The organism is Sphaerospermopsis sp. LEGE 00249, from assembly GCF_014299995.1.
In the GTDB taxonomy this organism is placed as follows: domain Bacteria; phylum Cyanobacteriota; class Cyanobacteriia; order Cyanobacteriales; family Nostocaceae; genus Sphaerospermopsis; species Sphaerospermopsis kisseleviana.
Genome location: NZ_JACJUZ010000047.1, coordinates 1 through 24,890 on the forward strand (window position 1 = coordinate 1; position 24,890 = coordinate 24,890).

Genomic DNA, 24,890 nt, shown 5'->3' on the forward strand with positions numbered 1-24,890 from the left:
AGCTATTTTAGGTAATTGGTAATTGGTAATTGGTAATTGGTAATTTTTAAAGACGCTTTCCTAGCAACTATCAACTGTCCCCAGTCACCAGTCACCAGTCCCCAGTCACCAGTCACCAGTCCCCATCAAGTGCTTTGAGTTGCAAGGGTAGAACGCGGATTGGTAAATCTCTCTTTCGTTAACTTAGGTTGTGCAGGTGGAACAGTAGCGTTTAAAATTTCCATGTTAAATCTGTAGCCAACGTTACGAATGGTTTGGATTAAACTGGGTTGACGCGGATCAAGTTCCACCTTTTTCCGCAATGATAAAACGTGAGTATCAATAGTCCGGGGATTATCAATAGCATCTGGCCAAGCACGACGCAGTAACTCTGACCTACTCAAAGGTACTCCACCCGCCTGGGCTAAAACATAAAGTAAACTAAATTCCTGGGGTGTTAAATCAATAAATTCCCCTTGAAAACGGACTCGGCGCTGTACTAAATCAATTTGTAAACTGCCATAATCCAAATAAGCTGGTGCAGTTGGTATGCGTTTACGGCGAATTAGTGCTTCTACCCGCGCCAAAAATTCCTGCATTCCAAAAGGTTTGCTTAAATAATCATCTGCTCCCGCTTTTAAACCGGCGACAATATCCGCTTCATTATTGCGAGCAGATAACATGAGAATTAAAGGCTGATCCTGACGATTTAACCAATGGCAAAATTCGATACCGTCACCATCTGATAAGTCCGCATCGAGAATAACCAGGGTTGGCTGATGGCTTAAAAACACTTCCCTTGCTTGATAAATACTGGCGGCTTGATGTACTCTGTATTCCAGTTGTTGCAAGTGCCAACCTAGCAACGACCTCAGATGGGGATTCCCCTCAACAATTTCAATACAAACCGATCCCACAGTTGCAAGACCCCTTAGCGTCGATGATTTTCAAATTAACAATCTCAGGCTCAAGGTTTTGTAGTTTTTGTTACTTCAGTTGATATTATCTTTACATTTGCTCAAAGAAAACCTTGCAAGAAATTTAGATAAATTTAATTTTGGACGTGGTTATAAAGATTCTGTTTGTGCTTATGTCTGAGAATTAACCAAAATTTCCTTTGCTTGACCATCCAACTTAAAAAGTATAGTAAACTGGAAAAACAAACCTGCAAAATCTATCTATTGAGTGAGAGGCTAAGTTACAAGGACAATTTTAGATAACAATCCTACAATCAAATTTTGTAAATAGGATTTGTTCATGCTTACAGCTTTGGGGGGTCTGACCCAACGTCTAAATATTAACTTTGGGTTAATACTAAAGAAGGAAGTCATACTTCTCTTTCAAGCGTGAATCATATACAATTCTCATTTTTTAGAGATTAACACAGCAGTTATGCTCCAAGACACACAAACCATTCGCTATTACCAAAAACTGACTGACGCCTTCGTCGAGTTATGGAATCGCGGTTATCGTATGGATGATATGCGGATGTATTTGGATGGATTTTTAGCCGCACTGCGACAAAGTAACGCTATAGAACCCTATCTGATCCACCGTTTAGAGGAAGAAGCAAACCGTTACTTATACGATGGCTCAAACTTTGCAATGGTGCAACCAGAACCAGAGCGGCAGCACGGATATTACTAAACCACCCTAGAGGGTTTTTAGTTACTTACCTCCATTATCGTCGCTGATCATAGCATAATTTTTGCCTTGGTCAACTGTATCCGATGGTATGATATTTGTTGTAAATAATTTATTGACTGTATTGAAAAAGTTTATCCCCTTGGCATTATGCGGCTAAGGGGATTTTTGGTAAGAGGCAGGGGGTAGGGGATCAGAGGGGTAGGTTTTTAATATTATCTGTTGAGGCAGGATCTGGAAGACAAGGAGGGAAAGTAGACAAGGAAGATTTTATGCGAGTTAATTTTTATAATTTTTTTGTCAGAAAATTAAACAATCATAATTCTGAACTTCTGAACTCCTTAAAAAAATGGGCAATGAGTTAATCACCCATCACCCATTAATCAAACTACAATTTCTCTGCTGCCTCAGTAACAATTACGCTTGCTTGTGTATTCGCAACTTTTGCTGCTTGCAAAATCGGAGTATTCGCAACAGAATTATTAGCTAAAGTAAACAAAGGATTTGACAAAATACCGGATATAGTTGTAGCAATTAAAGTTGCTATCAACCCAACTTGTAAAGGTCTAAAACCAGGTAAATTCCAACGTACTTGAGGATAATTCTTCACTACGTCAGACATTTCTTGTGGTTCTTTGACTACCATCATTTTCACTACACGAATGTAGTAATAAATGGAAACAACGCTAGTCACTAAACCTAGCAATACTAACCAATAAAGGCCAGCTTGCCAACCTGCCCAAAATAGGTAAATCTTCCCGAAAAACCCTGCTAATGGGGGAATACCACCCAAGGATAAGAGAGAAATACTTAAACCTAGTGTAAGCAGTGGGTCTTTTTGATACAAACCTGAATATTCGGTAATTTGATCTGTACCTGTCCGCAGGGAGAAGAGAATAACGCAGATAAAACCGCACAGGTTCATAAACAGGTAAACTAGCAAGTAAAAAATCATGCTGGAATAACCTGCATCTGTACCAGCGATTAAGCCAATCATCACAAAGCCAGCTTGGGCAATGGATGAATAAGCTAACATCCGTTTCATGCTGGTTTGAGCCAGGGCAACCACGTTACCCAAAATCATACTCAAGACTGCCAGGGCGGTGAAAACAAATCTCCACTCGTCTGCAACGACGGGGAAAACTACGGTTAACAAGCGGATAGCTAAAGCAAAACCGGCTGCTTTAGAACCGACGGATAGAAAAGCGATTACTGGGGTGGGAGCGCCTTCATAAACGTCTGGTGTCCACTGGTGGAAGGGTGCAGCGGAGATTTTAAAACCCACACCAGCAATAACGAAAACAAGAGCAATGACTAACCCTAGAGATTGACCTACATTTGCTGTAGCGATACCGTTAGCGATCGCACTCAGTTCCGTTTGTCCACCGGATAAACCATACAACAATGATACACCGTATAAAAATACGGCTGTGCTGGAAGCTCCAATTAACAAGTATTTCAGCGCCGCTTCATTAGAACGGGGGTCACGCTTGGTATAACCTGTTAACAAATAAGAGGAAATACTCAGGGTTTCTAGGGAGATGAAAATCATCACCAACTCACTAGCACCGGAGACAAACATTCCTCCCAAGGTAGCTGTTAATAAAATAGCGATAAATTCGGCTAGAGCAGTACCACTTTGCTCTACATAGCGAATAGACATCAAGACGGTGACAGCGGCAGATAGAGCAATGATACCGCGAAAGACAATACTCAAATCATCAGCGTTAAAGCCACCAGTAAAACCGATAGGATTGGTAGAATCCCATTGAAAGTATAGGGCGACAATCGCGGCGAATAAACCAGCGATCGCCAGATATCCGATCCAGCGAGAAGATGTGCGCCCCAAAATCAAATCCACAATCAAAACCCCCAAGAGGGTGAGAATCACAATTCCCTCTGGTAGAATAGTTCCCGCATTCAACTGGGATGCAATATTAGCAAAATCCATGAGATGTATAGGTTTTGGTGATTAGAGATTAAGGCTAACTGAGTTCATTCTATCTATAGTTCTTCACCAAAATTGCATTTATCAATTGATAATTGACAATTGACAATTGACAATTGTTTTATTCCAGGTTTAAAACCTCTCCCCTTACCCGGTAAAAAAAAGAAAAAAATGTCAGTCCTAACCAATAAAAACAAACAGTCCAGTAATCTACTGAACTGCCAAAATTGTGATAAATATATAACAGTTAACAGTTAACGGTTAACAGTTAACTGTTAATAGCCACCGCTATTTTTGCCCCAATTACCACCACTACGACCACCTTTCTCCTCTTTTGGTCGAGCCTTATTAACTTTCATTACACGCCCCATCCATTCAGCACCGTCTAAAGCTTGAATAGCTGCTTCTTCCTCGGCAGCGGTTTCCATTTCTACAAAACCAAAGCCTCGTACACGGTCAGTTTCCCGATCTGTGGGTAACTGAACTCGTTTAACAGTACCGTAGTCAGCAAATACTTTACTCAGGTCTTCTTGTGTGACCTTGTAGGATAGGTTCCCTACGTAGATTGACATGAAACTCTCCAGAATCCATTGATGCAGAGATGTCTATCCGCCGAGCCGCTTGAACTTGAAATTATTGCTAACCGCAAGCACCGTATCGTCGAATTTATTTCTCTAATTCTCCCCTATGCTAACATATTTGCCAGATAGGCAAGGCTTAATCTGGTTATTATGGTTATTTATGATGAAATATGGTAAATATCACAAGCACTTATGATAATCAATAAAGTTTGTAACAGACTGGGGTGAATTGATGGTACTGATTCGCCAATTATGCCTCAGATAAGTTAAAGATGGAAATACCAGGTAATTGATTTTTGGCAGTTGCTTGTTTAAATCTCCAAAGCAGCACTGCACCTGAAGTTGAGAGCAATTTTCCCCTTTTGGGGCAATTTGTGTCAGGATAAAATCACTGCTTAGGCGTGATATTTGATCTTGACATCTCGCCAAAATTATCTCAACTTGACTGTTTAGCTTCACAGCTATTCTTTTTTTTTGAAATTTCCATGTCAACTCTCGTCATCGTCGAATCTCCAACCAAAGCTCGCACCATTCGCAACTACCTGCCAAAAGACTATCAGGTAGAAGCTTCAATGGGTCACGTCCGTGACCTACCCCAGTCAGCTAGTGAAATTCCTGCTGCTGTCAAAGGGGAAAAATGGGCGCAGCTTGGGGTAAATATAGAAGCCGACTTTGAACCGGTGTATGTTGTCCCCAAAGATAAAAAGAAAGTTGTCACCCAGTTAAAAGATGCCCTAAAAAATGCCGATGAATTAATATTGGCAACTGACGAAGACCGGGAAGGCGAAAGCATCAGTTGGCACTTATACCAATTGCTGAAACCCAAAGTGCCGACAAAGCGCATGGTGTTTCATGAAATTACCCAGGACGCGATTAAAAAAGCTTTAAAACAATGCCGCGAAATTGATGAACAAGTAGTTCGCGCCCAAGAAACCAGACGCATTTTAGATCGACTGGTCGGATATACCCTATCACCTTTGCTGTGGAAAAAAATCGCCTGGGGACTTTCTGCGGGTCGAGTGCAGTCTGTGGCGGTGCGGTTGTTGGTAAATAAGGAACGTCAACGCCGAGCTTTTCATGAAGGTACATATTGGGATTTAAAAGCCAGTCTCTTATATGAAAAAACATCATTTAGCGCCCAATTAATTACCCTGGGAGGCACGAAAATTGCCACAGGTAGCGATTTTGACCCCGCAACCGGACAAATAGCTGCTGGACGCAATGTGGTGCTATTAAATGAGGAACAAGCTTTAGCACTTCAGGAGCGTTGGCAGGGCAAAACCTGGACTGTGGCCGATATGGAAGAACGTCCAGTCACTCGTAAACCCGCACCACCCTTTACCACTTCGACACTGCAACAAGAATCTAACCGTAAACTGCGTCTTTCCGCACGGGATACAATGCGAATTGCTCAAAATTTGTACGAGCAAGGGTATATTACCTATATGCGGACTGATTCGGTGCATTTGTCAGATCAGGCGATCGCCGCTGCTCGCAGTTGTGTAGAACAAAAGTACGGTAAGGAATATCTCAGCCCCCAACCCCGACAATACACTACCAAATCTAAAGGCGCACAAGAAGCACACGAAGCCATCCGCCCTGCTGGTAGCACTTTCCGCACTCCCCAAGAAACTGGTTTAAGCGGACGAGAATTTGCAGTTTATGATTTAATTTGGAAGCGTACCGTTGCTTCACAAATGGCTGACTCTCGCCAAACTCAAATTACTGTACAATTGCAAGTTGAAGATGCGGGTTTTCGTTCCTCTGGTAAGCGGATAGATTTTCCTGGTTATCTCCGCGCCTACGTCGAAGGGTCCGATGATCCAGAAGCAGCATTAGAAGACCAAGAGGTAATTTTACCAGCCCTGAAAGTTGGCGATCATCCTACCTGTGCAGAACTAGAAGCAATAGGACATGAAACCCAACCCCCCGCTAGATATACTGAAGCAAGTTTGGTAAAAACCTTGGAAAGTGAAGGTATTGGTCGTCCTAGTACCTACGCCAGCATTATTGGTACAATCATCGACAAAGGTTATGCTCAGTTGGTGAATAATGCTTTAATTCCTACTTTTACAGCCTTTGCTGTCACCGACTTACTAGAAAAACACTTCCCCGATATTGTTGACCCAGGCTTCACCTCGAAAATGGAGCAAACCCTGGATGATATTGCTACAGGTGAAGCTCAATGGCTACCCTATCTCCAGAAATTTTATCTCGGAGAACAAGGTTTAGAAACCTTGGTGAAAGAACAGGAAAATCAAATTGATCCCACTAAAGCTAAAACTGTAGAATTAGAAAACTTAGATGCAAAAGTCCGCATTGGTAAATTTGGTCCTTACATTGAAGTAGATAATGGTGATGGAGTGGTGACAGCTTCCATTCCTAAAGACCTCACACCCGCTGATTTAGATCCCAAACAGGTAGAAGTCCTGCTCAGACAAAAAACAGTAGGACCTGATCAAGTGGGAAGACATCCCGAAACAGGTGAACCAATTTATGTGAAGATTGGCACCTATGGACCTTATTTACAGTTGGGTGACAAAACCGAGGAAAACCCCAAACCTAAACAAGCTTCCCTTCCCAAAGGAGTCACACCAGAAAATCTGACTTTAGAGATGGCTGTGGGTGTGTTGGCACTCCCCCGACTCTTGGGCGAACATCCACAAACAGGGGCAAAAATTAAAGCTAGTTTAGGAAGATTTGGACCTTATGTAGTTCATGATCAGGGTAAAGAAGGTAAAGATTACCGTTCTTTAAAAGCAACTGATGATGTATTGACAATTTCCCTGGAACGTGCATTAGAGTTATTCGCAGAACCAAAAAAGGGGCGCAGTTCTAGCAGCAGTAAATCTAAAGCCGCTTTAAGAGAATTGGGGATACATCCCGATGATGATGCACCTGTAAATATTTACGAAGGTCCCTATGGTCATTATATTAAGCACGGCAAAACTAATGTAGGTCTACCGGAAGGTAAGACAGTAGAAAATATTACCCTGTCAGAAGCATTAGAATTGTTGCAAGCTAAAGCATCTACTAAATCTACACGCAAAACCACTAGCAAAACCAGTAAAACAACTACTGCTAAAACTAAATCAACTACCACTAAATCATCTACCAGTAGCAGCAAGAAAAAACAAGCATCAAATTAGAGACTAAAGGGATGGGAAATTACGAAATTTTACCTCTTACCCATTCCCTGATCATTGTGATAATCTAATAAGTAAGGAAGGACACAAAACCAAATTTTCACTTGGTTTAAGTCTGGAAACACAGGAATCTATCAACTTGATAAGAAACGAAAAAAGCTACAAATAGCCAGTTTCTATGATTCTGTTAGTTAAATTTGAGGTAGTATCTCAGGAGCGTTCAGTTAAATGGACTATATAGACAAGGTACTGGAAAAGCTGAAAGAATTAGCGCGGAAGCTAGTTGAAGCGTTACTGGGTCCCGAAGCTGAACCCGAACCGGAACTAATTCCGATTCCTGTGAATGAACGCTCCCGTCGTCGCTAATGACCTGAAGATATTGGAGTGAACTTTGCTGCCTTTAAGTATTTTAGTGCTGCACGGTCCAAACCTCAACTTGTTAGGACAGCGAGAGCCGGATATTTACGGTTCTCTCACCCTAGAGGAAATTAACCGCCTGTTAGCAGCAGAAGCTATAAAATTAGAGGCGAAAGTTGCGCCTTTGCAGTCCAATCATGAAGGTGTTTTGCTAGATGCCATTCACGGAGCATTAGGACAACACCAGGGAATTGTGATTAATGCCGGGGCATATACCCATACGAGTGTAGCTTTACGAGATGCGATCGCTGCTGTAAATTTACCCACAGTAGAGGTACATCTAAGCAACATTTACCGCCGAGAGGATTTTCGTCATCATTCTTATATTGCCCCAGTGGTAATAGGCCAAATTAGTGGCTTTGGTGTCCAAAGTTATTTGTTGGGTTTACAGGCATTGGTGAATCATTTAAGACTCAAAAATTAACAGGAGTCAGCAGCGGAATTTCTGTTTTTATCTTCCCAATCACCAATCACCAGTCACCAGTCACCAATTATGCGTTATTCTCTCGTCAATCGGGTTAGAGGTATTTTCCTGGGAGCATTGTTAGGAGAAATTTTAGCTACTCAGAATGTTAGTGATTTAGGGGAAATTGCGGTTCTGGGTAGTAAAAGTTTAATTAAATTAGGTAAATTAGATGCAGAAGACTGGTTAAAGTGTTACAAACAAGCATCCTTGGATGTAGAAAATACTGATGATGCTTGGGGAAAAATAATTTTAGCCACCTTGCCAGTAGCAATTTTTTTTCACGAAGATACTGTTAAACTTAAATATAACCTGCTGCAATTATTACAAATTTGGGATGCCAACCCAGTAGTGAGAGATGCAGCTTTAGTTTTAGGATATGCGATCGCCAAATCTCTGACAGAAAAACTTGATCCTGTCACACTCATTCCCGAAACGATGGATTTTTTGGGAGAAAGCAAAACATTATTACTACAAAATTTATTAAAAGTCAATACTTTATTAGAGCAAGGAGCAGGATTAGCACAAGCGCAAACTGAATTTAGTAAGCAAGACAAACTCAGTAACAATATTGCCTTAGCCTTTTACTGCTTTTTAAGTACCTTAGAAGATTTCCGATTGACAGTTTTGCGAGCTAAGAGCAATTTAAGAGAGCAAAACTCTTGGTGTTGTGCTTTGGCAGGAGCTTTATCAGGGGCATATAACAGTACAGAAGGGATTCCTGTGAATTGGCAAGTCCTATTATCCAACTTTAATCAGCCAATATGGGGAATGAGTAGCTGTTATGTGATGTTAGAATTAGCTGATACTCTTGTAGCAGTCTGGTCAGGTGTGTATAATATTAGTCCAAATATCCAGGAGTTGACAAAAGAAGGATGTCAGATAAATTGGGAATTGGCTTCACTTTCCGTTTTTGCAGCACCTGGTGTAATTCGCCCGCGTTGAAAAATCAAAAGTAAAAGGTATTGGGTTTTATTTGTCAAAAAATCACTCACAATGAAAACGCAGCGATTTTTGCAGTCCTTGGCCAAGCAATTGAGACAATGGCGGCGACAGTACAAAGTGTTATGCCGGAAAAGAAAGTGGCTTGGTTCGGTGAGCAGTTCCCAAAATCAAAGCCGTCATCAAAAACTTTTCAGGACTATTATCAAAAATCTACTGCTGTATTTATTACCTACCAGTGAAGAAGGTGGACATCTACAAGGTAGAAAAGCTCCTCAATCAACACCAAAATCCTGGAAACGTAATCATGGTATTTATGCCGTTGTTTTCAACTGGGTACACCAACAGCGTTATACGGTGATTTTATTCATTGCTGTGGTATCTTTAACAGGTGTTATAGGTCATGAATTATACAACCAGCCCCAGATGAAAATCGGGACTTTTGCCCCACAAACATTTATTGCTCCCTATTCTGCCAGTATTGAAGACCGAGAACAAACAGAAGCAGAACGCAAAGCAGCACAGGAAAAATCTCACCCTGTGTTGATGATCAATACCCAGAAAAATGAGCAAATTAAAGAAAATTTGCGCCAACTGCTGGAAGATGGCGATGAAATTCGTGATATCACTGAACCTTTTCCTTTTTTCGATGTTTCTATCTTGCCTATTCCCACCCAGCAATATCTTCGTTCTTGTTTAGAATCGGAATGGGAACAGCTAAAACAAGCTTTAGAAAAGCATCAAAAAGAAAATAAGTCAATGCCTAAGTTCAGGACAGCAGACAGACATCAATTTTCTCGGTCTGTGCCTAGTCCTGGATCAACATTATCAACAAATGCAACTACTAAGGAAAGCAAAACTAGCAAAAATAATTTTGACCAGACACTAGCAGAACTAAAAGCTTACAGTGTCACTAACTCAGAAAAAAATCTGTCTTTACTGTTTGCCCAAATATCTCAAGTGAGAGAAAAATATGGTCAAGCTATTGCCAAACTGTTACAGATGGAGGCGGAACGAAAAAAACCAGTATATGGGCAAACTGGGTTTTTGGATCTGTCAGATGACGACTGGAAAATAGCAAAAACGGGAATCGGACAAAGTGCAGAAAGGATACTTGCTCAAGGCATAGCTCCAGGATTACCCCCTAGTATCTTACAGGATGCAGTGAGTCTACAAGTACAAATTTCTGTACCAGGTGAAGGAGAATCCTTAGCCACTAAAGTATTGTTGGTTGTATTACGACCAAATCTGCAAACAGATGCAGAAAAAACCCAACAACAGGCAAAACTGGCCGCAGAGCAAGTTCCATCTGTGATCAAAAAGGTGAGACGAGGAGAAGTGATTGTCAAGAAAGGTGAAAAGATTACACAATGGACATTTGATGTCCTGGATTATTATCACCTGAATCGCCGAGAGGTGAATTGGCTGGGTTTGATGGGTTTAGCCAGTTTGGTGAGTGCGGCTATAGGTGTTTTTGTTTGGGCTGAAAGGCGGGTTGGTAGTCATTTGCGAGCCAGCGATCGCCTGTTGATATTATTACTCACTTTGAGTATTCCTAGTGTCTTGGCAATTGGTATACCCTATGCTACCTGGATCGCCATTGGTTTATTGTTAGGAAGCTTTTACGGCGCTGCTTTGGGAGTGACAGTTGTGGGCTTATTGTCGCTAATATTACCAATCAGCATAGAAATTAGTAAGATTGGTCTGGTAGCTGGTGCTTCTGGCGGAATTTTAAGTAGTTATTTAGCTCAAAGGTTCAAATCCCGCGAAGAATTGGCATTATTAGGTATTGTTATTGCTTTAACTCAAGGTAGTATTTATTTAATCCTGAATTTACTGGCTGGTGCTGCATTCGTTTCTGCTTGGTATACGGTTCTGCAAGATGCGCTGTTATTCGGTTTATCTGGTTTGGCTTGGAGTATTATCGCCTTGGGTTTAAGTCCGTATTTAGAAAAGTTGTTTGATTTAATTACACCCATCCGCTTGGCAGAACTAGCTAACCCTAACCGTCTTTTGTTAAAGCGCCTGGCTACGGAAACTCCGGGAACTTTCCAACATACTTTATTTGTGGCCACTTTGGCGGAAACTGCCGCAAAAAAACTACGCTGTAATGTTGAATTGGTTAGGGCTGGTACATTATACCATGATATTGGCAAAATGCACGACCCTTTAGGATTTATTGAAAATCAAATGGGTGGACCAAATAAACATGAAACAGAAATTAAAGATCCTTGGAAAAGTGCAGCAATTATTAAAAAGCACGTAACTGAGGGTTTAATGATGGCGAAAAAGCATAGTTTACCGACTGCAATTCAAGCTTTTATTCCTGAACATCAAGGAACAATGGCGATCGCCTATTTTTATCACCAAGCCCAACAAATTGCTAAAGATAACCCTAGTATTATAGTAGATAAAGCTGATTTTTGCTATGATGGACCAATTCCTCAATCTAGAGAAACAGGAATTGTCATGTTAGCGGATTCCTGTGAAGCAGCGTTGCGAAGTTTGAAAGATGCCACAGCAGAACAAGCATTAAATATGTTGAATAATATTATTCGTGGTAAATGGCAAGAAGGGCAATTAGTAGATTCTGGTTTGACTAGAGAGGAAATGTCAAAGATTGCTTTAATCTTTGTGGAAGTTTGGCAACAATTTCATCATAAACGGATTGCATATCCTAAGTCAAAAGCTAGTAATGATAATTGATAATTGATAATTGATAATTGATAATTGGTAATAAAAATCTATCAAAAGAAAGACATAAAAAATAAAAAAAAACAGATAATTTCTTATCAAAAGAAAGATGCAGAAATAATGCGTCAGAGGTTGAAATAAAGATATAGCCGTTGACAGGATGGTTAGGACATCAATTGATAATGATAATAATGAAACTCCCACTACAAGATGACAACCACAGGGGGTTTCCCCCTACTGACTGACTCCTGCTATACATTCTCAAAACCTACTTATTGACGTGGAATGAATAATAATATGGCATTTTTATCTATTGATGAACTCAAAATATTAGTAGAAAATCCCCAATCTCCATCTGTATCTATATATATGCCTACGCAAAAAGCAGGGGCAGAAATTCGCCAAAATCCTATTCGCTTCAGAAATTTAATGCGGTCAGCAGAAGAACGTTTAGAAGCAATGGGTATCAGACATACCGAAGTTCTTGATTTTCTGCAACCTGCTAGAGAATTAGATAGGGGTGATTTTTGGGAACACCAAAATCAAGGATTAGTAATTTTTATTTCCCAAAATTTCTTGCGCTACTATTGTTTACCAATTGAATTTCCGGAATTAGTTGTAGTTGATGAACAATTTCACCTCAAGCCATTACTGCATTTTATTAACAATGATGGAAAATTTTATGTTTTGGCTTTGAGTCAAAAAGATGTAAAATTGTTTGCAGGTACAGGGCATAGTTTGAAAGAAGTGGAAGTAGAAAATATGCCACATCGTCTAGAAGAAACTCTTCTAGAAGACGAGTTACAAAAAGGTGTTCAGCACAGAATTGGTACACCCAGAGGAAGAACCTCTGCTGCTCAACATCCAGGTTCATTTCATGGACAAGGTAGCCCTGATCGAGAGAAACATGAAGATGATATTTTACAATTTTTTTACGCTGTTGATGAAGCATTACATGAAAAATTAAGGGATGAAAAAGCGCCCTTAGTGTTAGCAGGAGTAGAATATTTATTCCCGATTTACCAAGCGGCAAATACCTATCCCTATTTCCTAGACGAAAGCATTAATGGCAATCCAGAACTTCTCAATTTACAACAATTACATGATGAAGCTTGGCGAATTGTTGCACCTTCATTTCAACAAAATAAAAAAGCAGCAATAGAACTTTATGAACAATTAGCTGGTGAAGAAACAGGAAAAGCTGTTAGTGATATTAAAGAAATTATTCCGGCGGCTTTTTATCACCGAGTTGATTCTTTATTAGTATCTATAGATGAGCAGAAATGGGGAAAATTTGACCCTGAAAATACGACTGTGGATTTGCACACCGAACCAGAACCAGATGATCAAGATATGTTAGATTTTGCGGCTGTGCATACACTATTAAATGGTGGCAAAGTTTATACTCTTGAATCAGAAGAAATGCCAAATGGGGCAAAAGTGGCGGCAATTTTGAGATATTAAAGTGTAAGCATTCAGCCGTCAGCAAGAAAGAAGAAAACCATCAAAAACCATCAATTGTCCATTGATAAATTGCCGTCATTAACACTGGTGTAATTTGACAAAAATAATACCCAATACTTAGATCCCCGACTTCTTTAAGAAGTCAGGGATCTATATTGTTTATCGGTACAAATACAGGTAATCTAAGAAAGGTTGAATTTACCTTAATAGCTATCCTATGACAGCAAAATCTCCTCGCACGGGCAAAATAACCGCAGCCACACATAAAACTCTCTGAAACTCTCTTTCCTTCGTGTACTTTGCGTTCTTTGCGGTTCAATCATAGAGCAATTTCCGGTGTAATGAGGTAGACTATGGGCAGACTGCCACAAAAGTTTTATTATGATGATTTGTACCTCATAACAATGAAATCTGCTGTATCAAGCAATAGGATAATTTTCTATTTTGATATAAAAATCAACTTACACATTTTGGATAATCCCGATAATTACCATGATAAACGAATATTCAATTAGTGAACTTGTCAAACAACAACGTACCTATTTTGCTACAAATCAAACTCAAGAAATTGATTTTCGTCAGCAACAACTTGTCGTCCTGAAACAATTAATAATTAATCATGAACCAGAAATTATTCAAGCATTACAAGCAGATTTACATAAACCAGAATTAGAAGCTATTACTTCAGAAATTATTTTAACAACTAAAGAAATTGAATTTGCTATCAAGAACTTAAAAAAATGGACTAAACCCAAAAAAGTAGGAGTTCCTTGGCAACTATTACCAGCTTCAGCCAAAATTCAACCAGAACCCCTGGGAATAGTGTTAATTATTGGTGCTTGGAATTATCCATTTCAGTTAGTAATTGTACCGTTAATTGGTGCGATCGCAGCGGGAAATTGTGCCATTCTCAAACCTTCAGAAATTGCCACCCATACCTCTAAACTCATAGCTGAACTGATTCCTAAATATTTTCCTGAAGAATATATTGCTGTAGTGGAAGGAGGTATAGAAACCAGTCAAAAACTACTCACAGAAAAATTCGATCATATCTTTTTTACAGGTAGCACTCATGTAGGTAAAATCATCATGGCTGCTGCTGCCAAAAATCTCACACCCGTAACATTAGAATTAGGTGGAAAAAACCCCTGCATTGTTGATGTTGATATTCATTTAGAACATACAGCTAGAAGAATTATTTGGGGTAAATTTATCAATGCTGGACAAACTTGTATTGCTCCAAATTATATCTTAGTCGATAAAAGAATCAAAGATAAATTATTAGTTAATTTAGAAAAATGCCTCAAAGAATTTTATGGTGAGCATCCAGAAACCAGCCCAGATTATGCCAGGATAATTAATCAAAACAACTTTGATAGATTGGTTAATTTATTGCAAGATGGTGAAATTATCATTGGTGGAAAAACCAAAGCAAGTGAATTATATATTGCTCCCACAATTATTAATAATGTTTCCTTTACAGATCCGATCATGCAGGAAGAAATTTTTGGTCCCATCCTGCCAATAATTGAATATACAGATATTGAAGAAGCTATCACTGGGATTAATTCTCAACCAAAACCCTTAACTTTATACTTATTTTCTCAAAACAAAAATCTACAACAGAAAATTTTACAAACAACATCCTCTGGTGCAGTTTGTCTTAATGAAACAGTCATTCATTTTACTGTCCCATCCTTACCATTTGGTGGTGTAGGTAATAGTGGGATTGGTAGTTATCATGGTAAAGCTAGTTTTGATACTTTTTCCCATTACAAAAGTGTTCTTAAAAATCCCTTTTGGTTAGACATAAAATTAAGATATCCTCCCTACAAAGGCAAATTGTCAATATTAAAGCAACTTCTTAAATTCTGAACTATAGCAGGAGTCAGAAGAATTTTAGATTTTAGATTTTAGATTGGATTCATGAAATACAATCCAAAATCCAAAATCCAAAATCCAAAATTGTATCCCCAGTCACCAGTCACCCCTAATTACTATACCTTTCTTGCGCCCAAGGTTCACCCCGACGGTGATAACCGTTTTGTTCCCAAAAACCTAATTCTTCCTGTTCTAAAAACTCTAAACCATTGATCCACTTTGCACTTTTCCAAGCATAAAGATGGGGAACAACTAGCCGCATCGGTCCACCATGTTCTGCGGGTAATGGTTCATCAAATAATTTAATAGCAAAGAAATTTTCTTCTCTGACAAAATCTTGAATACTAATATTTGTGGTGTAACCACCATAGCAATGTTCCATAATATGAGCAGCTTTGGGATCTACTTCCAGCAAACTCATAAAATCTGTCACTTTAATCCCAGTCCATTTAACATCAAGTTTTGTCCAATGGGTGACACAATGAAAATCGGCTGTAAATTCATATTGGGGTAATGCTAGAAAATCTGACCATTTAAACACAGTCGGTTTTACCAAACCCCAAACGCGAAACTCCCATTCCTCAATACTGACTTGGGGAGTTGCACCATAAGTTAAAACCGGAAAACCTTTAGCTAAATGTTGGCCAGGAGGAACTTTTGCACTTTCTTCTGGACTTGGTTTCTGAAAAAATTTCATTAGACATCTCCAGAAAAGAAATTATGGAACCTATTTATGGGGGCAGGTCGAAGCATTTGAGATATTTAGATGTCTGATTTTTCCGTTAAATTATCGCCCAAATGCTTCGCCCCTACAACTTATGACAAATTAATACATTCTATTTTGGAGAGCTTGTCCTAAGTTGACAATTTACTAGACAAACCTATACAAGTACATACAAAACTACAAGTATTTGACGTATACATGGAATAAGTTGACTAAAAAATTAGGCAAAATGTGTCAGAATTAAATAATAAAGTATAGTGTTGACATCAGCAAATGCTTTTATCCATCAAAACACAACTCAAGTTAAATAAAACTCAAGAAATATTAATGGCTAAACACGCTGGTATAGCAAGGTTTACCTATAATTGGGGTTTAGCTACTTGGGCTTCTTTGCATAAAGATGGATTAAAGCCAAACAAATACATCCTCAAAAAATTCTTTAATAATCATGTAAAACCTGAATTGGCATGGATTAAAGAAAAGGGTATTTGCCAGAAAATCACTCAATACGCCTTTGATAGTTTAGGTGAGGCTTTCCAGAGATTTTTTAAAGGACAGTCTAAATATCCTAACTTCAAAAAGAAAGGGAAAAATGATAGTTTTACAATTGATGCTGGTGGTAAACCAATTCCTGTAGGTGGTATATCAATAAAACTACCAACAATTGGATGGGTAAAAACTTATGAAGGATTACCTCATACTACTTGCAAAAGCATTACTATTTCTAGAACTGCCGATAGTTGGTATATAGCCTTTTCTTATGAACAAGAATGTCAGCCAACTATTAAAAAACATGATGCTGTTGGTGTTGATTTGGGAATAAAGGAACTAGCTACACTAAGCACTGGTGTTACTTTCCCTAACCCTAAACACTATAAACAGAATTTAGCTAAACTGCAAAGATTATCCAAAGTCTATTGCAGAAAGGCTTCATGTTCAAATAATAAACATAAAGCTAAAATTAAACTAGCTAGACATCACGCAAGAATAGCAAACCTGAGAAAAGACACTCTTCATAAACTTACTACTTACTTATGCAAAAACCACGCCAAGATAGTAGTAGAAGATTTAAATGTTTCAGGGATGTTGTCAAATCATAAATTAGCTCAAGCAATAGCTGATTGTGGATTTTATGAGTTTAAGCGTCAGCTAGAATATAAAGCTAAAAAATTTGGGTGTGATAGCCTGCGTGGCGAAGCCATAATTATAATTGCTGATAGATTTTATCCATCAAGTAAAACCTGTTCTCGTTGTGGGCATAAAAAAGAAAATCTTTCTTTATCCGAAAGAATTTATTACTGCGAGAACTGCGGTTTTGAAATAGATAGGGATCTAAACGCTGCAATTAATTTATCGCGTCTGGCTAAGGCGTGAAAGTCTACTGAGGGATAACTGCTCCCATGCTCCCGTTGAAGTAGAAAGTAAAGTCTAGTTTTGTCTAGGTTTTATATAGCAGGTTAACCGCCGCAACTATGACTGTTATCAAGAAGGTTTAGCTGGTATTCCTGGGGTGTCCTTGTTTCCTGTGAATCAGGCTGAAAAGCATAATTATCAGTATATTGTTTTGGAGATAGAGGAGGAACAAAGCAAAGTTAGCCGAGATTTGTTAGTTAAAATTCTCCATGCTGAGAATGTGATTGCGAGGAGGTATTTTTATCCTGGTTGTCATCGTATGGAACCTTATAGATCGTATTTCCCCCATGGGGGTTGTCTATAAAATCTTTAAGTCAATTATCCCCAATGAATCGAAAAAAGTTTTTGCTTGTGACTAGTACTTTGCCGGGTAATTTTGGTGTTGGACCAATAATATTACGTGATCTTCTCAGAGAAATTAAAAATTGTGACTTCTCTATTTTGGGACTGATGCTGCCAAATTTTAGTCCAGAGACTAATGAAGAAAGTTTTGTTGAGCAACCTGAGTTAAAAATCTTCACCTGGAAAGTGCCACGAAATGATTTTTGGCATAGATTTGTACTTATCAGAGTAATTAGGAAAATACTAAACTTCATATCTAATATTCTCGCGACGAGACAGTGCTTAGTTCAAGCTAATCACTACTACTCATCTCACCAATTCAATGGAGTTATTGTTGTTCTAGATGACTACAAAACAATCCTGACAGGATGGAGATTGAGTCGTAGATGGAGAGTGCCTTTATATGTCTATATTTGGGACGATCCCGATTGTGTTTTGAGTTCATCCCAGGTGAACCAGTGGTTAAAGCGCTATGCTTTGTATAATTTTGCAGTGACTCTCAAAATGGCTGGCAAAGGAGCCGTTGTCTCTGAAAATATGCAAAAAGATTATCATAGAGTTTATGGTTTAGACAGCCTAATTGTTCGTCATGGAATTAGTTTGAAGTATTATAATCTTCCAGAAAACAGGGGAGTTACTCAAAAGACTGCTGATGGCGAAATTGTGATTGGGTTTGCTGGTACTCTTTACGCTATTTCCGCATGGGAAGCTCTCATAGAAGCATTAAATCATCTTAACTGGAAAGTGGACAATCATGATGTCCGAATTCGAGTTTTAGGATATTCATTCAAGTTTACGGCTACATTTCCTCAAAGAATTGAGTTTTTGGGCTACCATAGTCCTGAAAATACAATAGAAATTTTGAGAAAATCGACGATCAATTATCTCCCATATCCCTTTGAGCCAAGTTTATATAAGTTTTCGCGGTATTCCTTTCCCACTAAACTGAGCAGTTATGTTGCTTCTGGTGCGCCAATTATGGTTCATGCACCAGAATACTCTGAACTCTTCTCATTCTCACAAAAGAATTCCATGGGGATTACAACATCTAGCCTAGACAGTTCAATTTTAGCAGAATTGGTCTATGGATTTTTAACATCCAACACTGCTGTTGCAAAAGCCCGGGAGGTTGTTAATCAAGTTGCCAAAGATGAACTAAGTTACAATAAGTTTATTGATAATTTTAGACAATTTCTAGATTAATTTATTAATTAAATTAAGCGATATTTATATGTGTGGCATATCTGGAATCTTAACATTTAATTCAACTCCAGTTGAAAGAGGCGAAATTGAACTGCTCAATTCTGCACAGTCCCATAGAGGTCCAGATGGGGAAGGAATATTTATACTTGGAAACATAGCTCTTGGACACCGCCGGCTCTCAATTATTGACCCTAAACATGGTACTCAACCCATGTGCAATGAAAATCGCTCAGTTTGGTTAGTAGCTAATGGTGAGATATATAACTTTTATCATTTAAAAAAACAACTTGAACAATGTGGACATAAATTCAAGTCAGAATGCGATGTAGAAGTCATTTTGCATGGTTATGAAGAATGGGGAAAATCCGTAGTAGAAAAATTACGAGGAATGTTTGCTTTCGCTATTTGGGATAGCTCAACACAAGAGATTTTTCTGGCCAGAGATAGGCTGGGTATCAAGCCCCTATGTTATTCTTTAAGCAAGAATAGACTAGTTTTTGCTTCAGAACTACAAGCTTTAAGACAATTAAATACTTTTAATTCTGAAATTGATTTAGAAGCACTTGATTTATATTTACACTTGCAGTATATTCCCCCTCCTCAATCAATTTATAAATCAATTAAAAAGTTGCCTCCAGCTCATACTTTAACTGTTTCTGCTAATGGGGAAATATCTGATTTTCACTGCTATTGGCAAATGCAATGGCAACCTGACCACTCCAAAACTGAGGATGAATGGATTGAAATTTTGGATTCCGCGTTAAATGATGCGGTTAAATCTCATCTTGTATCTGATGTTCCCTTTGGTGCATTTCTTTCGGGGGGGGTTGACTCTAGTACTATTGTTGGCTACATGAGTCGCAACTTAAATCAACCAGTACGTTCATTCACCATTGGATTTAACACTGGTGATTGTGATGAGCGAGAGTTTGCCCGAAAAGCAGCCCACACCATTGGGTCTCAAAACTTTGAGACAGTGCTTGAACTAAATGTACTAAACCTGTTACCTCAAGTAGTGAAGCACTTTGGTGAACCCTTTGGAGATAGCTCATCAGTTTGTGCATGGATGGTAGCGCAAATTGCATCTGAGAAAGTCCCCATGATTTTATCTGGTGATGGAGGAGATGAAATATTTGCTGGCTACTCATATTTCCCCAAACTGGTGGCTAATTTTCCTGAATTGAGTAGATTTAACAGATTCAAACGTTATTTTGGTAATCAACTCCGCTCTTTTGGCTTTCTAACCCCACTTCCAGATTTGGCAACCGAATGGTACTCACGGTCACCATTTTTCAATGATGCTCGACGTTTAAGAATATGGAAGCCTGATTATCGATATTTAATAGAGTCAACTAGGAATTGGAACCAAACCAACTTTAATCGATCACAAAGTTCCAACACTTTAGATCGAGTTCAAGAAATGGATATTAATACTTACTTGACTGCTGATAACTTAACCAAAGTTGATATAACAAGTATGGCACATGGGTTAGAAGTTCGCGTTCCCTTGCTAGACCATTTGTTAGTTGAGACAGTTACCAAAATTCCTTGGTACTATCGATTGGGTTGGTTAGCCAATACTGGGGATAGTGATTCAATAACTAATTCATCAATTGTTGCCAAGAAAATGACTTCCTGCCCTCCCAAAAATGCGAGTTCTGCTTCCTGGTGCGGCAAATATATTCTCAAGAAAGCGTCCATGAGGTTTTATGATTGGAATTTTTTAAATAGGCCCAAAAAAGGATTTTCCATTCCTATAGATCAATGGTTTTTAGACCGTAACACAAGAGAAATGTTGCGTGAAGTTCTCTTGTCTCAGGAAACTGGGTTGAGTGAGTGGTTTAATACACAAGAAATTGAGCTACTAATTAATGAACACGGAACCTTAGAGAATCACGGTCACCGCTTGTGGTCTTTATTATTTTTATCTGAATGGAAACGGTCACATTAATCGGGGGTTATCAGGACTTACGCAAAAAGGAACGAAAGTAGGGGTAATTCATGAATTACCCCTACGCAAGAATAAGGTTTTTAGTCATATCTTGCGTAAGTCCTAGTTAGGGCTTGCTGAATAAACTCAAAACCTTGATAAATCAAGGGTTTCAGGTGGAAAATCAGGAAATCAGTGCAGGATTTTTCAGGGGTATACTCCTAAAAGCGTGCATTTTCCGGGTGAAATTTCAAAGAATTGGTTACTAACAGATCACCCAAACTCTTGCCTATTCCCTATTCCCTATTCCCTGCCTTAACGAACAGAATTTTTCAGCAAACCCTAGTTATGTTAAAAGGCGTTATGTTAAAAATTGCCATTATTCACGCATCCGATTTTGGGGGGGGGGCTGAACGAAGTGTTGTTTCACTCCATCGTAACCTCCAGAGACTAAATCACAAATCTCAATTATATGTGGGTTATCAGTTAACCTCAGAACCCTCGACAATTCAAATTCCCTATGTGCGAGGTGTATGGGGAGGGCGTCGATTGGCTCGCTCCCTGGAAAAGCATTATGGTTGGCAAGATATTTACAATCCGAGTTTTCGTAATTTAGTGAACTTGATTGATTTAGACACAGATGTTGTTCACTTCAATTCTTTGTGGGGATCAGGAGGCTTTGCTGACTTAGGAGCATTGCCTTCTATTACCCGAAAATGGACTGGTATTATCACTCTGCGAGAAAATTGGTTATTGACAGGACATTGTGCTTATTTTTTTGAATGCAACCGGTGGAGGATAGGTTGTGGAAATTGCCCAGATCTTTCTTTGCAACCAGCAATACCTGTTGACGGAACAAGATTTAACTGGCAACGAAAACAAAGGATAATTAAAAACTCAAATGTAAATATTGTTGTTATTTCAGATTGGCTGAAACGGCAAGCTGAAGCTAGTCCGATTTTAAATAATAAGCCCATTCATCGGATTTATAATGGTATTGATCTAAAAGTCTTTAAACCAGTAACTAGTGCAGAAAAAACCAGCTTGCGTGACCAATTGCAAATTCCAAATTCTAAATTTGCCATTTTACTAGCTGGTCAAACAGTAGAAGGTATCAATCAAGGTATTGCAACCCGATATGCAGTTGATGCTTTAAACCAATTATCATCTGACTTAGTTTTTCCTGTCGTTTTAGGACGCTCTGCTAATCGGGTGTTAAACATGATTCATCATCCAGGAATTGCCGTCCCATTCCAAGATGAACCCCAAAATATGGCACAGTATTTCCAGGCATGTGATTTAACCTTAGTTACTTCGGAAGTAGAGGCATTCGGTAGAATTGCCGCTGAGTCTCAAGCCTGCGGAACACCAGTAGTTAGTTTTGATTCCGGTGGATTACCGGAGGTGGTGTTGGATAAAATTGGAGGCAGAATTGTACCCAGAAGCGATGTCAAGGGATTGATACGGGCAATTGATTATTTTTACTCCAACCCTTCAGTCCGTGATCAGTGCAGCATACAAGGTATTGCTCACGTTAGAGCTAATTTTGATGAATTGGATATAGCAAACCAGTATGCAAATCTTTATCAACAGATCAAAAATGGAGAATTTGGATGATGGAGTCACCTACCTCTAATCTTCCCAGGGTTGCCGTAATTATCCCCGCCTTTAATGCTGCTAAGTACTTGCGTCGCGCAGTGGAATCAGTCTGGCGCACTGGTTATCCATCCATTGAAGTTGCCATTGTCGATGACGGGTCTACTGATGAAACTTCTAAAATTGCTGAAGAGATTTGCGCTGAAGCTCCAAAGCAATGTACCTTGTATCGGCATCCAAACGGTGGAAACCATGGGGTGTCGGCTTCAAGGAATCTAGGTATTGCTAGAACAACTGGAGAGTGGGTTGCTTTCTTAGATGCCGATGACACTTATACAAATACCCGGTTTGACTGTTTACACGTTGACAAACCAAACAATCAGACAAATCATTTATCTAACCATCACCTATCCAATGTGGATGGTTTTTACGGAGTAGCCGCAATCGTTTTAGATGAGGACTCTTACCCCCCAGATGAGAATTTCTGGCGTCAGAATAATTTGTTTGGTATTTCTACACCTTTATGTGGCATCCAATTATTAAAACATCTACTTACTGGAGTTACCTGGCCCATAAGTGCCATTACTGTGCGTCGTAGTCTTTTGGAAAAAACTGGAGGATTTGACATCAGTAAGAATATTGCAGAAGACTGTGATTTATGGTTCAGAGTGGTAACAGTTGGTAAAATCATGCCAGACAATTTATCTAGCCCTATCAGCTACTATCATCGCCATTCATCCAATACCTACCACTACAAGATAGAACACCGTCTAGCCATGGTGAATGCGATGTTAGACTCATGGCATTGGGCTAAGTCTATTGGTGTCCACCCGGACTATGTTCGAGTTTTTTCTGATTGTGTGCCTGATTATGCTTACAATTCTATTGTGGCGGCACGAGAAGCGGATCGACCAGACGTGGCTTGGTCAATTTTGGGTCTCATGGCAATGTCTAGGAAACTAGGTTTTTTCCTAAAAATTAGAACCCTAAAACAATGGCGAGCTTTAATCTTGAGTACCCAGGTAGGTGATTTTTTCGCAAGCCGGAAATGAGGCTGGTTTTAGAGAAGGAAAATAGGTAAAACTGTTACTGCATAAGGCTTGCTTTCTAGTAATTCAAGCCTAAAGTGTACAACAAAATACAAGCTACTGAAAGATCGCAAGAGAGCTAAAGTTTTGTATAAAAATCAGTTTATTGTTTCTAACAAAGAATATAGGATATCATAAAAAAATGAATCGCCTACCCAAGTCTTTAAAAGACTACTTAGAGTTATCTATATTTGCAAGATACTATAAAACTGCTTTATCTAAGTATTTTTCAAATAAAGAAATACCTAAGATTGCTTTCGTTAAGCAAGACGTACAAGACGATCTTTACTGTTGTGCCTCTAATTCTTCCGTAGCGCAATTAATTAGCTCTACACTTTTAAGATCAGGACCAGTTGCTCTATTTTCAAAATTTAATGCTGATTTTTACATTGTTCACACTGAGCCAGAACAAGAATGTAATATCTGGAAAGAAAAATGCACTATTCTTGAATGGTGCCCCATAGAGTATTTCGAGTACTTTCGCCATCATGTTCCTGGAAGAGGCTATGGACAAAAGAATTTCTCAATATCAGTTTATGATATAAAATGGGAAGACTATGATATAGTAATAAGTCTGGATATATGTATTCCCACTCAGTTAATTAAAAAATATCCCGCCATAGTTTGGTGCTGCTATATAAAAGAAATTAAAACTCCCTCTTATGCAAAATCACTAATAAAGCCGATTGCAGGATATGATCTATTCCTAAATCATTCTTTTTGTTTAGAGTTGGATCGATTAAGATATCCATCGCATGTCATCGAGTTTCCTTATCACTTGCAATATTTTGGTTGCTTTCATGAAATTTTCTCTTTACCTGACATAGGTCAAAAGCGCTCTGGTATTTTTTTGGATCATCATTCTGCTGTTGCTTTTTCCGATGAAGAATTAGAAAAACTGGCTCAGTTTGGTTCCTTGTCCAGCACCGGGTTGATAAAAGCTCAAAAAATCAATTCGATGCACACCATTCCAAATCGTACCATGGATAAGAAATTCTTATCTAAATTAGTGCGGAGTAAGTTCTTCATAAAGTGTGGAGGAAGAAATGTATTAGGGACTGCATCTGTAGAAGCTATTTCTGCCGGCTGTATAGCACTTAGTATAACCGGACAGCATGGACAAAATTCAATCTTCAATGAGTATACTAGTGCCACCTCCTTGAATGAGCTTGTGAAAAAAATCAAGGATTTAGAGAATAACCCTCACTTGTATCAACGTGAAGTTGAGCGACAACGAAAATTAATCGATTATTTATGTTATTATCGCCCATCATTTCACCTCTTTAAGATGGCAAAAAAAATCATTAAGAACAGACACGGTTATAATTGATATTGACCATGTAGTGCCGGCAGTTACCCATTAGGAAACATTATAGTCCTTGCACCACAAGTGTTGAATGTTAATTTGGGTTTCGCTGTAACACTATCATTTATG

Annotated in this window: 18 protein-coding genes and 1 pseudogene; 15 read left to right on the forward strand and 4 right to left on the reverse strand. The window is 38.9% G+C overall.

Annotated elements, in window-relative coordinates; all coding sequences use genetic code 11:
- Nucleotides 1–125: 125 nt before the first annotated feature.
- On the reverse strand, nt 126–896 hold the full coding sequence (locus H5968_RS16165; protein WP_096570114.1) for a response regulator transcription factor: 771 nt from the start codon (nt 894–896) through the stop codon (nt 126–128).
- A gap of 475 nt (nt 897–1,371) precedes the next feature.
- On the opposite strand from H5968_RS16165, the gene H5968_RS16170 reads away from it, so the two are divergent.
- Nucleotides 1,372–1,626 carry a DUF6761 family protein gene (locus H5968_RS16170; protein ID WP_096570112.1) on the forward strand — a complete coding sequence of 85 codons (255 nt, stop codon included), beginning with the start codon at nt 1,372–1,374 and terminating at the stop codon, nt 1,624–1,626.
- Between the two features lie 385 nt (nt 1,627–2,011).
- On the opposite strand, the gene H5968_RS16175 is transcribed toward H5968_RS16170, so the two are convergent.
- Nucleotides 2,012–3,574, reverse strand: coding sequence for an NAD(P)H-quinone oxidoreductase subunit N (locus tag H5968_RS16175; RefSeq protein WP_187040760.1), 1,563 nt, complete (start codon nt 3,572–3,574; stop codon nt 2,012–2,014).
- A gap of 272 nt (nt 3,575–3,846) precedes the next feature.
- Entirely contained in the window at nt 3,847–4,143 is a 297-nt protein-coding gene (locus H5968_RS16180) for an RNA-binding protein (protein WP_187040761.1), read from the reverse strand.
- A 494-nt stretch (nt 4,144–4,637) separates the two neighbouring features.
- Between H5968_RS16180 and topA the strand changes: the two genes are divergently transcribed.
- From topA to H5968_RS16215, 7 genes are all read left to right on the forward strand, one after another.
- The gene (topA, locus tag H5968_RS16185) at nt 4,638–7,301 is read left to right on the forward strand and encodes a type I DNA topoisomerase (protein ID WP_187040762.1); all 2,664 of its coding nucleotides are present in this window, start codon (nt 4,638–4,640) and stop codon (nt 7,299–7,301) included.
- Between the two features lie 225 nt (nt 7,302–7,526).
- On the forward strand, nt 7,527–7,664 hold the full coding sequence (locus tag H5968_RS16190; protein WP_187040763.1) for a hypothetical protein: 138 nt from the start codon (nt 7,527–7,529) through the stop codon (nt 7,662–7,664).
- A 25-nt stretch (nt 7,665–7,689) separates the two neighbouring features.
- A complete protein-coding gene (gene aroQ / locus H5968_RS16195; protein WP_187040764.1) occupies nt 7,690–8,139 on the forward strand; it encodes a type II 3-dehydroquinate dehydratase in 450 nt (149 codons plus the stop codon).
- A 69-nt stretch (nt 8,140–8,208) separates the two neighbouring features.
- Nucleotides 8,209–9,123 carry an ADP-ribosylglycohydrolase family protein gene (locus H5968_RS16200; protein WP_187040765.1) on the forward strand — a complete coding sequence of 305 codons (915 nt, stop codon included), beginning with the start codon at nt 8,209–8,211 and terminating at the stop codon, nt 9,121–9,123.
- Nucleotides 9,124–9,174: 51 nt separating this feature from the next.
- Nucleotides 9,175–11,826, forward strand: a complete 2,652-nt coding sequence (locus H5968_RS16205) for an HD family phosphohydrolase (RefSeq protein ID WP_187040766.1) — start codon at nt 9,175–9,177, stop codon at nt 11,824–11,826.
- A 285-nt stretch (nt 11,827–12,111) separates the two neighbouring features.
- Nucleotides 12,112–13,278 (forward strand): hypothetical protein, encoded by a 1,167-nt coding sequence (locus tag H5968_RS16210; RefSeq protein ID WP_187040787.1) that lies wholly within the window; start codon nt 12,112–12,114, stop codon nt 13,276–13,278.
- Between the two features lie 492 nt (nt 13,279–13,770).
- Nucleotides 13,771–15,153, forward strand: coding sequence for an aldehyde dehydrogenase (locus tag H5968_RS16215; protein ID WP_187040767.1), 1,383 nt, complete (start codon nt 13,771–13,773; stop codon nt 15,151–15,153).
- 115 nt (nt 15,154–15,268) lie between these two features.
- On the opposite strand, the gene H5968_RS16220 is transcribed toward H5968_RS16215, so the two are convergent.
- The gene (locus H5968_RS16220) at nt 15,269–15,856 is read right to left on the reverse strand and encodes a sulfite oxidase-like oxidoreductase (RefSeq protein ID WP_096570096.1); all 588 of its coding nucleotides are present in this window, start codon (nt 15,854–15,856) and stop codon (nt 15,269–15,271) included.
- A 300-nt stretch (nt 15,857–16,156) separates the two neighbouring features.
- On the opposite strand from H5968_RS16220, the gene H5968_RS16225 reads away from it, so the two are divergent.
- From H5968_RS16225 to H5968_RS16255, 7 genes and pseudogenes are all read left to right on the forward strand, one after another.
- The gene (locus H5968_RS16225; RefSeq protein ID WP_187040768.1) at nt 16,157–17,257 is read left to right on the forward strand and encodes an RNA-guided endonuclease TnpB family protein; all 1,101 of its coding nucleotides are present in this window, start codon (nt 16,157–16,159) and stop codon (nt 17,255–17,257) included.
- A gap of 97 nt (nt 17,258–17,354) precedes the next feature.
- Nucleotides 17,355–17,600, forward strand: a pseudogene (locus H5968_RS16230) (DegT/DnrJ/EryC1/StrS family aminotransferase); the annotation flags it as partial.
- A 23-nt stretch (nt 17,601–17,623) separates the two neighbouring features.
- Nucleotides 17,624–18,841, forward strand: coding sequence for a hypothetical protein (locus H5968_RS16235; protein ID WP_187040769.1), 1,218 nt, complete (start codon nt 17,624–17,626; stop codon nt 18,839–18,841).
- Between the two features lie 28 nt (nt 18,842–18,869).
- The gene (gene asnB / locus H5968_RS16240; RefSeq protein ID WP_187040770.1) at nt 18,870–20,792 is read left to right on the forward strand and encodes an asparagine synthase (glutamine-hydrolyzing); all 1,923 of its coding nucleotides are present in this window, start codon (nt 18,870–18,872) and stop codon (nt 20,790–20,792) included.
- A gap of 342 nt (nt 20,793–21,134) precedes the next feature.
- Complete coding sequence (locus H5968_RS16245) at nt 21,135–22,388, forward strand: glycosyltransferase (RefSeq protein WP_187040771.1); 1,254 nt, start codon at nt 21,135–21,137, stop codon at nt 22,386–22,388.
- Nucleotides 22,385–23,419, forward strand: coding sequence for a glycosyltransferase family 2 protein (locus tag H5968_RS16250; RefSeq protein ID WP_187040772.1), 1,035 nt, complete (start codon nt 22,385–22,387; stop codon nt 23,417–23,419). Before H5968_RS16245 ends, H5968_RS16250 begins: the two co-directional genes overlap by 4 nt.
- A gap of 178 nt (nt 23,420–23,597) precedes the next feature.
- Nucleotides 23,598–24,785, forward strand: coding sequence for a hypothetical protein (locus H5968_RS16255; RefSeq protein ID WP_187040773.1), 1,188 nt, complete (start codon nt 23,598–23,600; stop codon nt 24,783–24,785).
- Nucleotides 24,786–24,890 lie beyond the last annotated feature (105 nt).

Bases quoted from the DNA above. Each gene is read 5' to 3' on its own strand.
- H5968_RS16200 (WP_187040765.1), top strand. From the start codon at position 8,209: ATGCGTTATTCTCTCGTCAATCGGGTTAGAGGTATTTTCCTGGGAGCA.
- H5968_RS16180 (WP_187040761.1), bottom strand. From the start codon at position 4,143: ATGTCAATCTACGTAGGGAACCTATCCTACAAGGTCACACAAGAAGAC.
- H5968_RS16225 (WP_187040768.1), top strand. From the start codon at position 16,157: ATGCTTTTATCCATCAAAACACAACTCAAGTTAAATAAAACTCAAGAA.
- H5968_RS16235 (WP_187040769.1), top strand. From the start codon at position 17,624: ATGAATCGAAAAAAGTTTTTGCTTGTGACTAGTACTTTGCCGGGTAAT.
- H5968_RS16175 (WP_187040760.1), bottom strand. From the start codon at position 3,574: ATGGATTTTGCTAATATTGCATCCCAGTTGAATGCGGGAACTATTCTA.
- H5968_RS16210 (WP_187040787.1), top strand. From the start codon at position 12,112: ATGGCATTTTTATCTATTGATGAACTCAAAATATTAGTAGAAAATCCC.
- H5968_RS16255 (WP_187040773.1), top strand. From the start codon at position 23,598: ATGAATCGCCTACCCAAGTCTTTAAAAGACTACTTAGAGTTATCTATA.
- H5968_RS16220 (WP_096570096.1), bottom strand. From the start codon at position 15,856: ATGAAATTTTTTCAGAAACCAAGTCCAGAAGAAAGTGCAAAAGTTCCT.
- H5968_RS16190 (WP_187040763.1), top strand. From the start codon at position 7,527: ATGGACTATATAGACAAGGTACTGGAAAAGCTGAAAGAATTAGCGCGG.
- topA (WP_187040762.1), top strand. From the start codon at position 4,638: ATGTCAACTCTCGTCATCGTCGAATCTCCAACCAAAGCTCGCACCATT.
- asnB (WP_187040770.1), top strand. From the start codon at position 18,870: ATGTGTGGCATATCTGGAATCTTAACATTTAATTCAACTCCAGTTGAA.
- H5968_RS16245 (WP_187040771.1), top strand. From the start codon at position 21,135: ATGTTAAAAATTGCCATTATTCACGCATCCGATTTTGGGGGGGGGGCT.
- H5968_RS16250 (WP_187040772.1), top strand. From the start codon at position 22,385: ATGATGGAGTCACCTACCTCTAATCTTCCCAGGGTTGCCGTAATTATC.
- H5968_RS16205 (WP_187040766.1), top strand. From the start codon at position 9,175: ATGAAAACGCAGCGATTTTTGCAGTCCTTGGCCAAGCAATTGAGACAA.
- H5968_RS16170 (WP_096570112.1), top strand. From the start codon at position 1,372: ATGCTCCAAGACACACAAACCATTCGCTATTACCAAAAACTGACTGAC.
- H5968_RS16215 (WP_187040767.1), top strand. From the start codon at position 13,771: ATGATAAACGAATATTCAATTAGTGAACTTGTCAAACAACAACGTACC.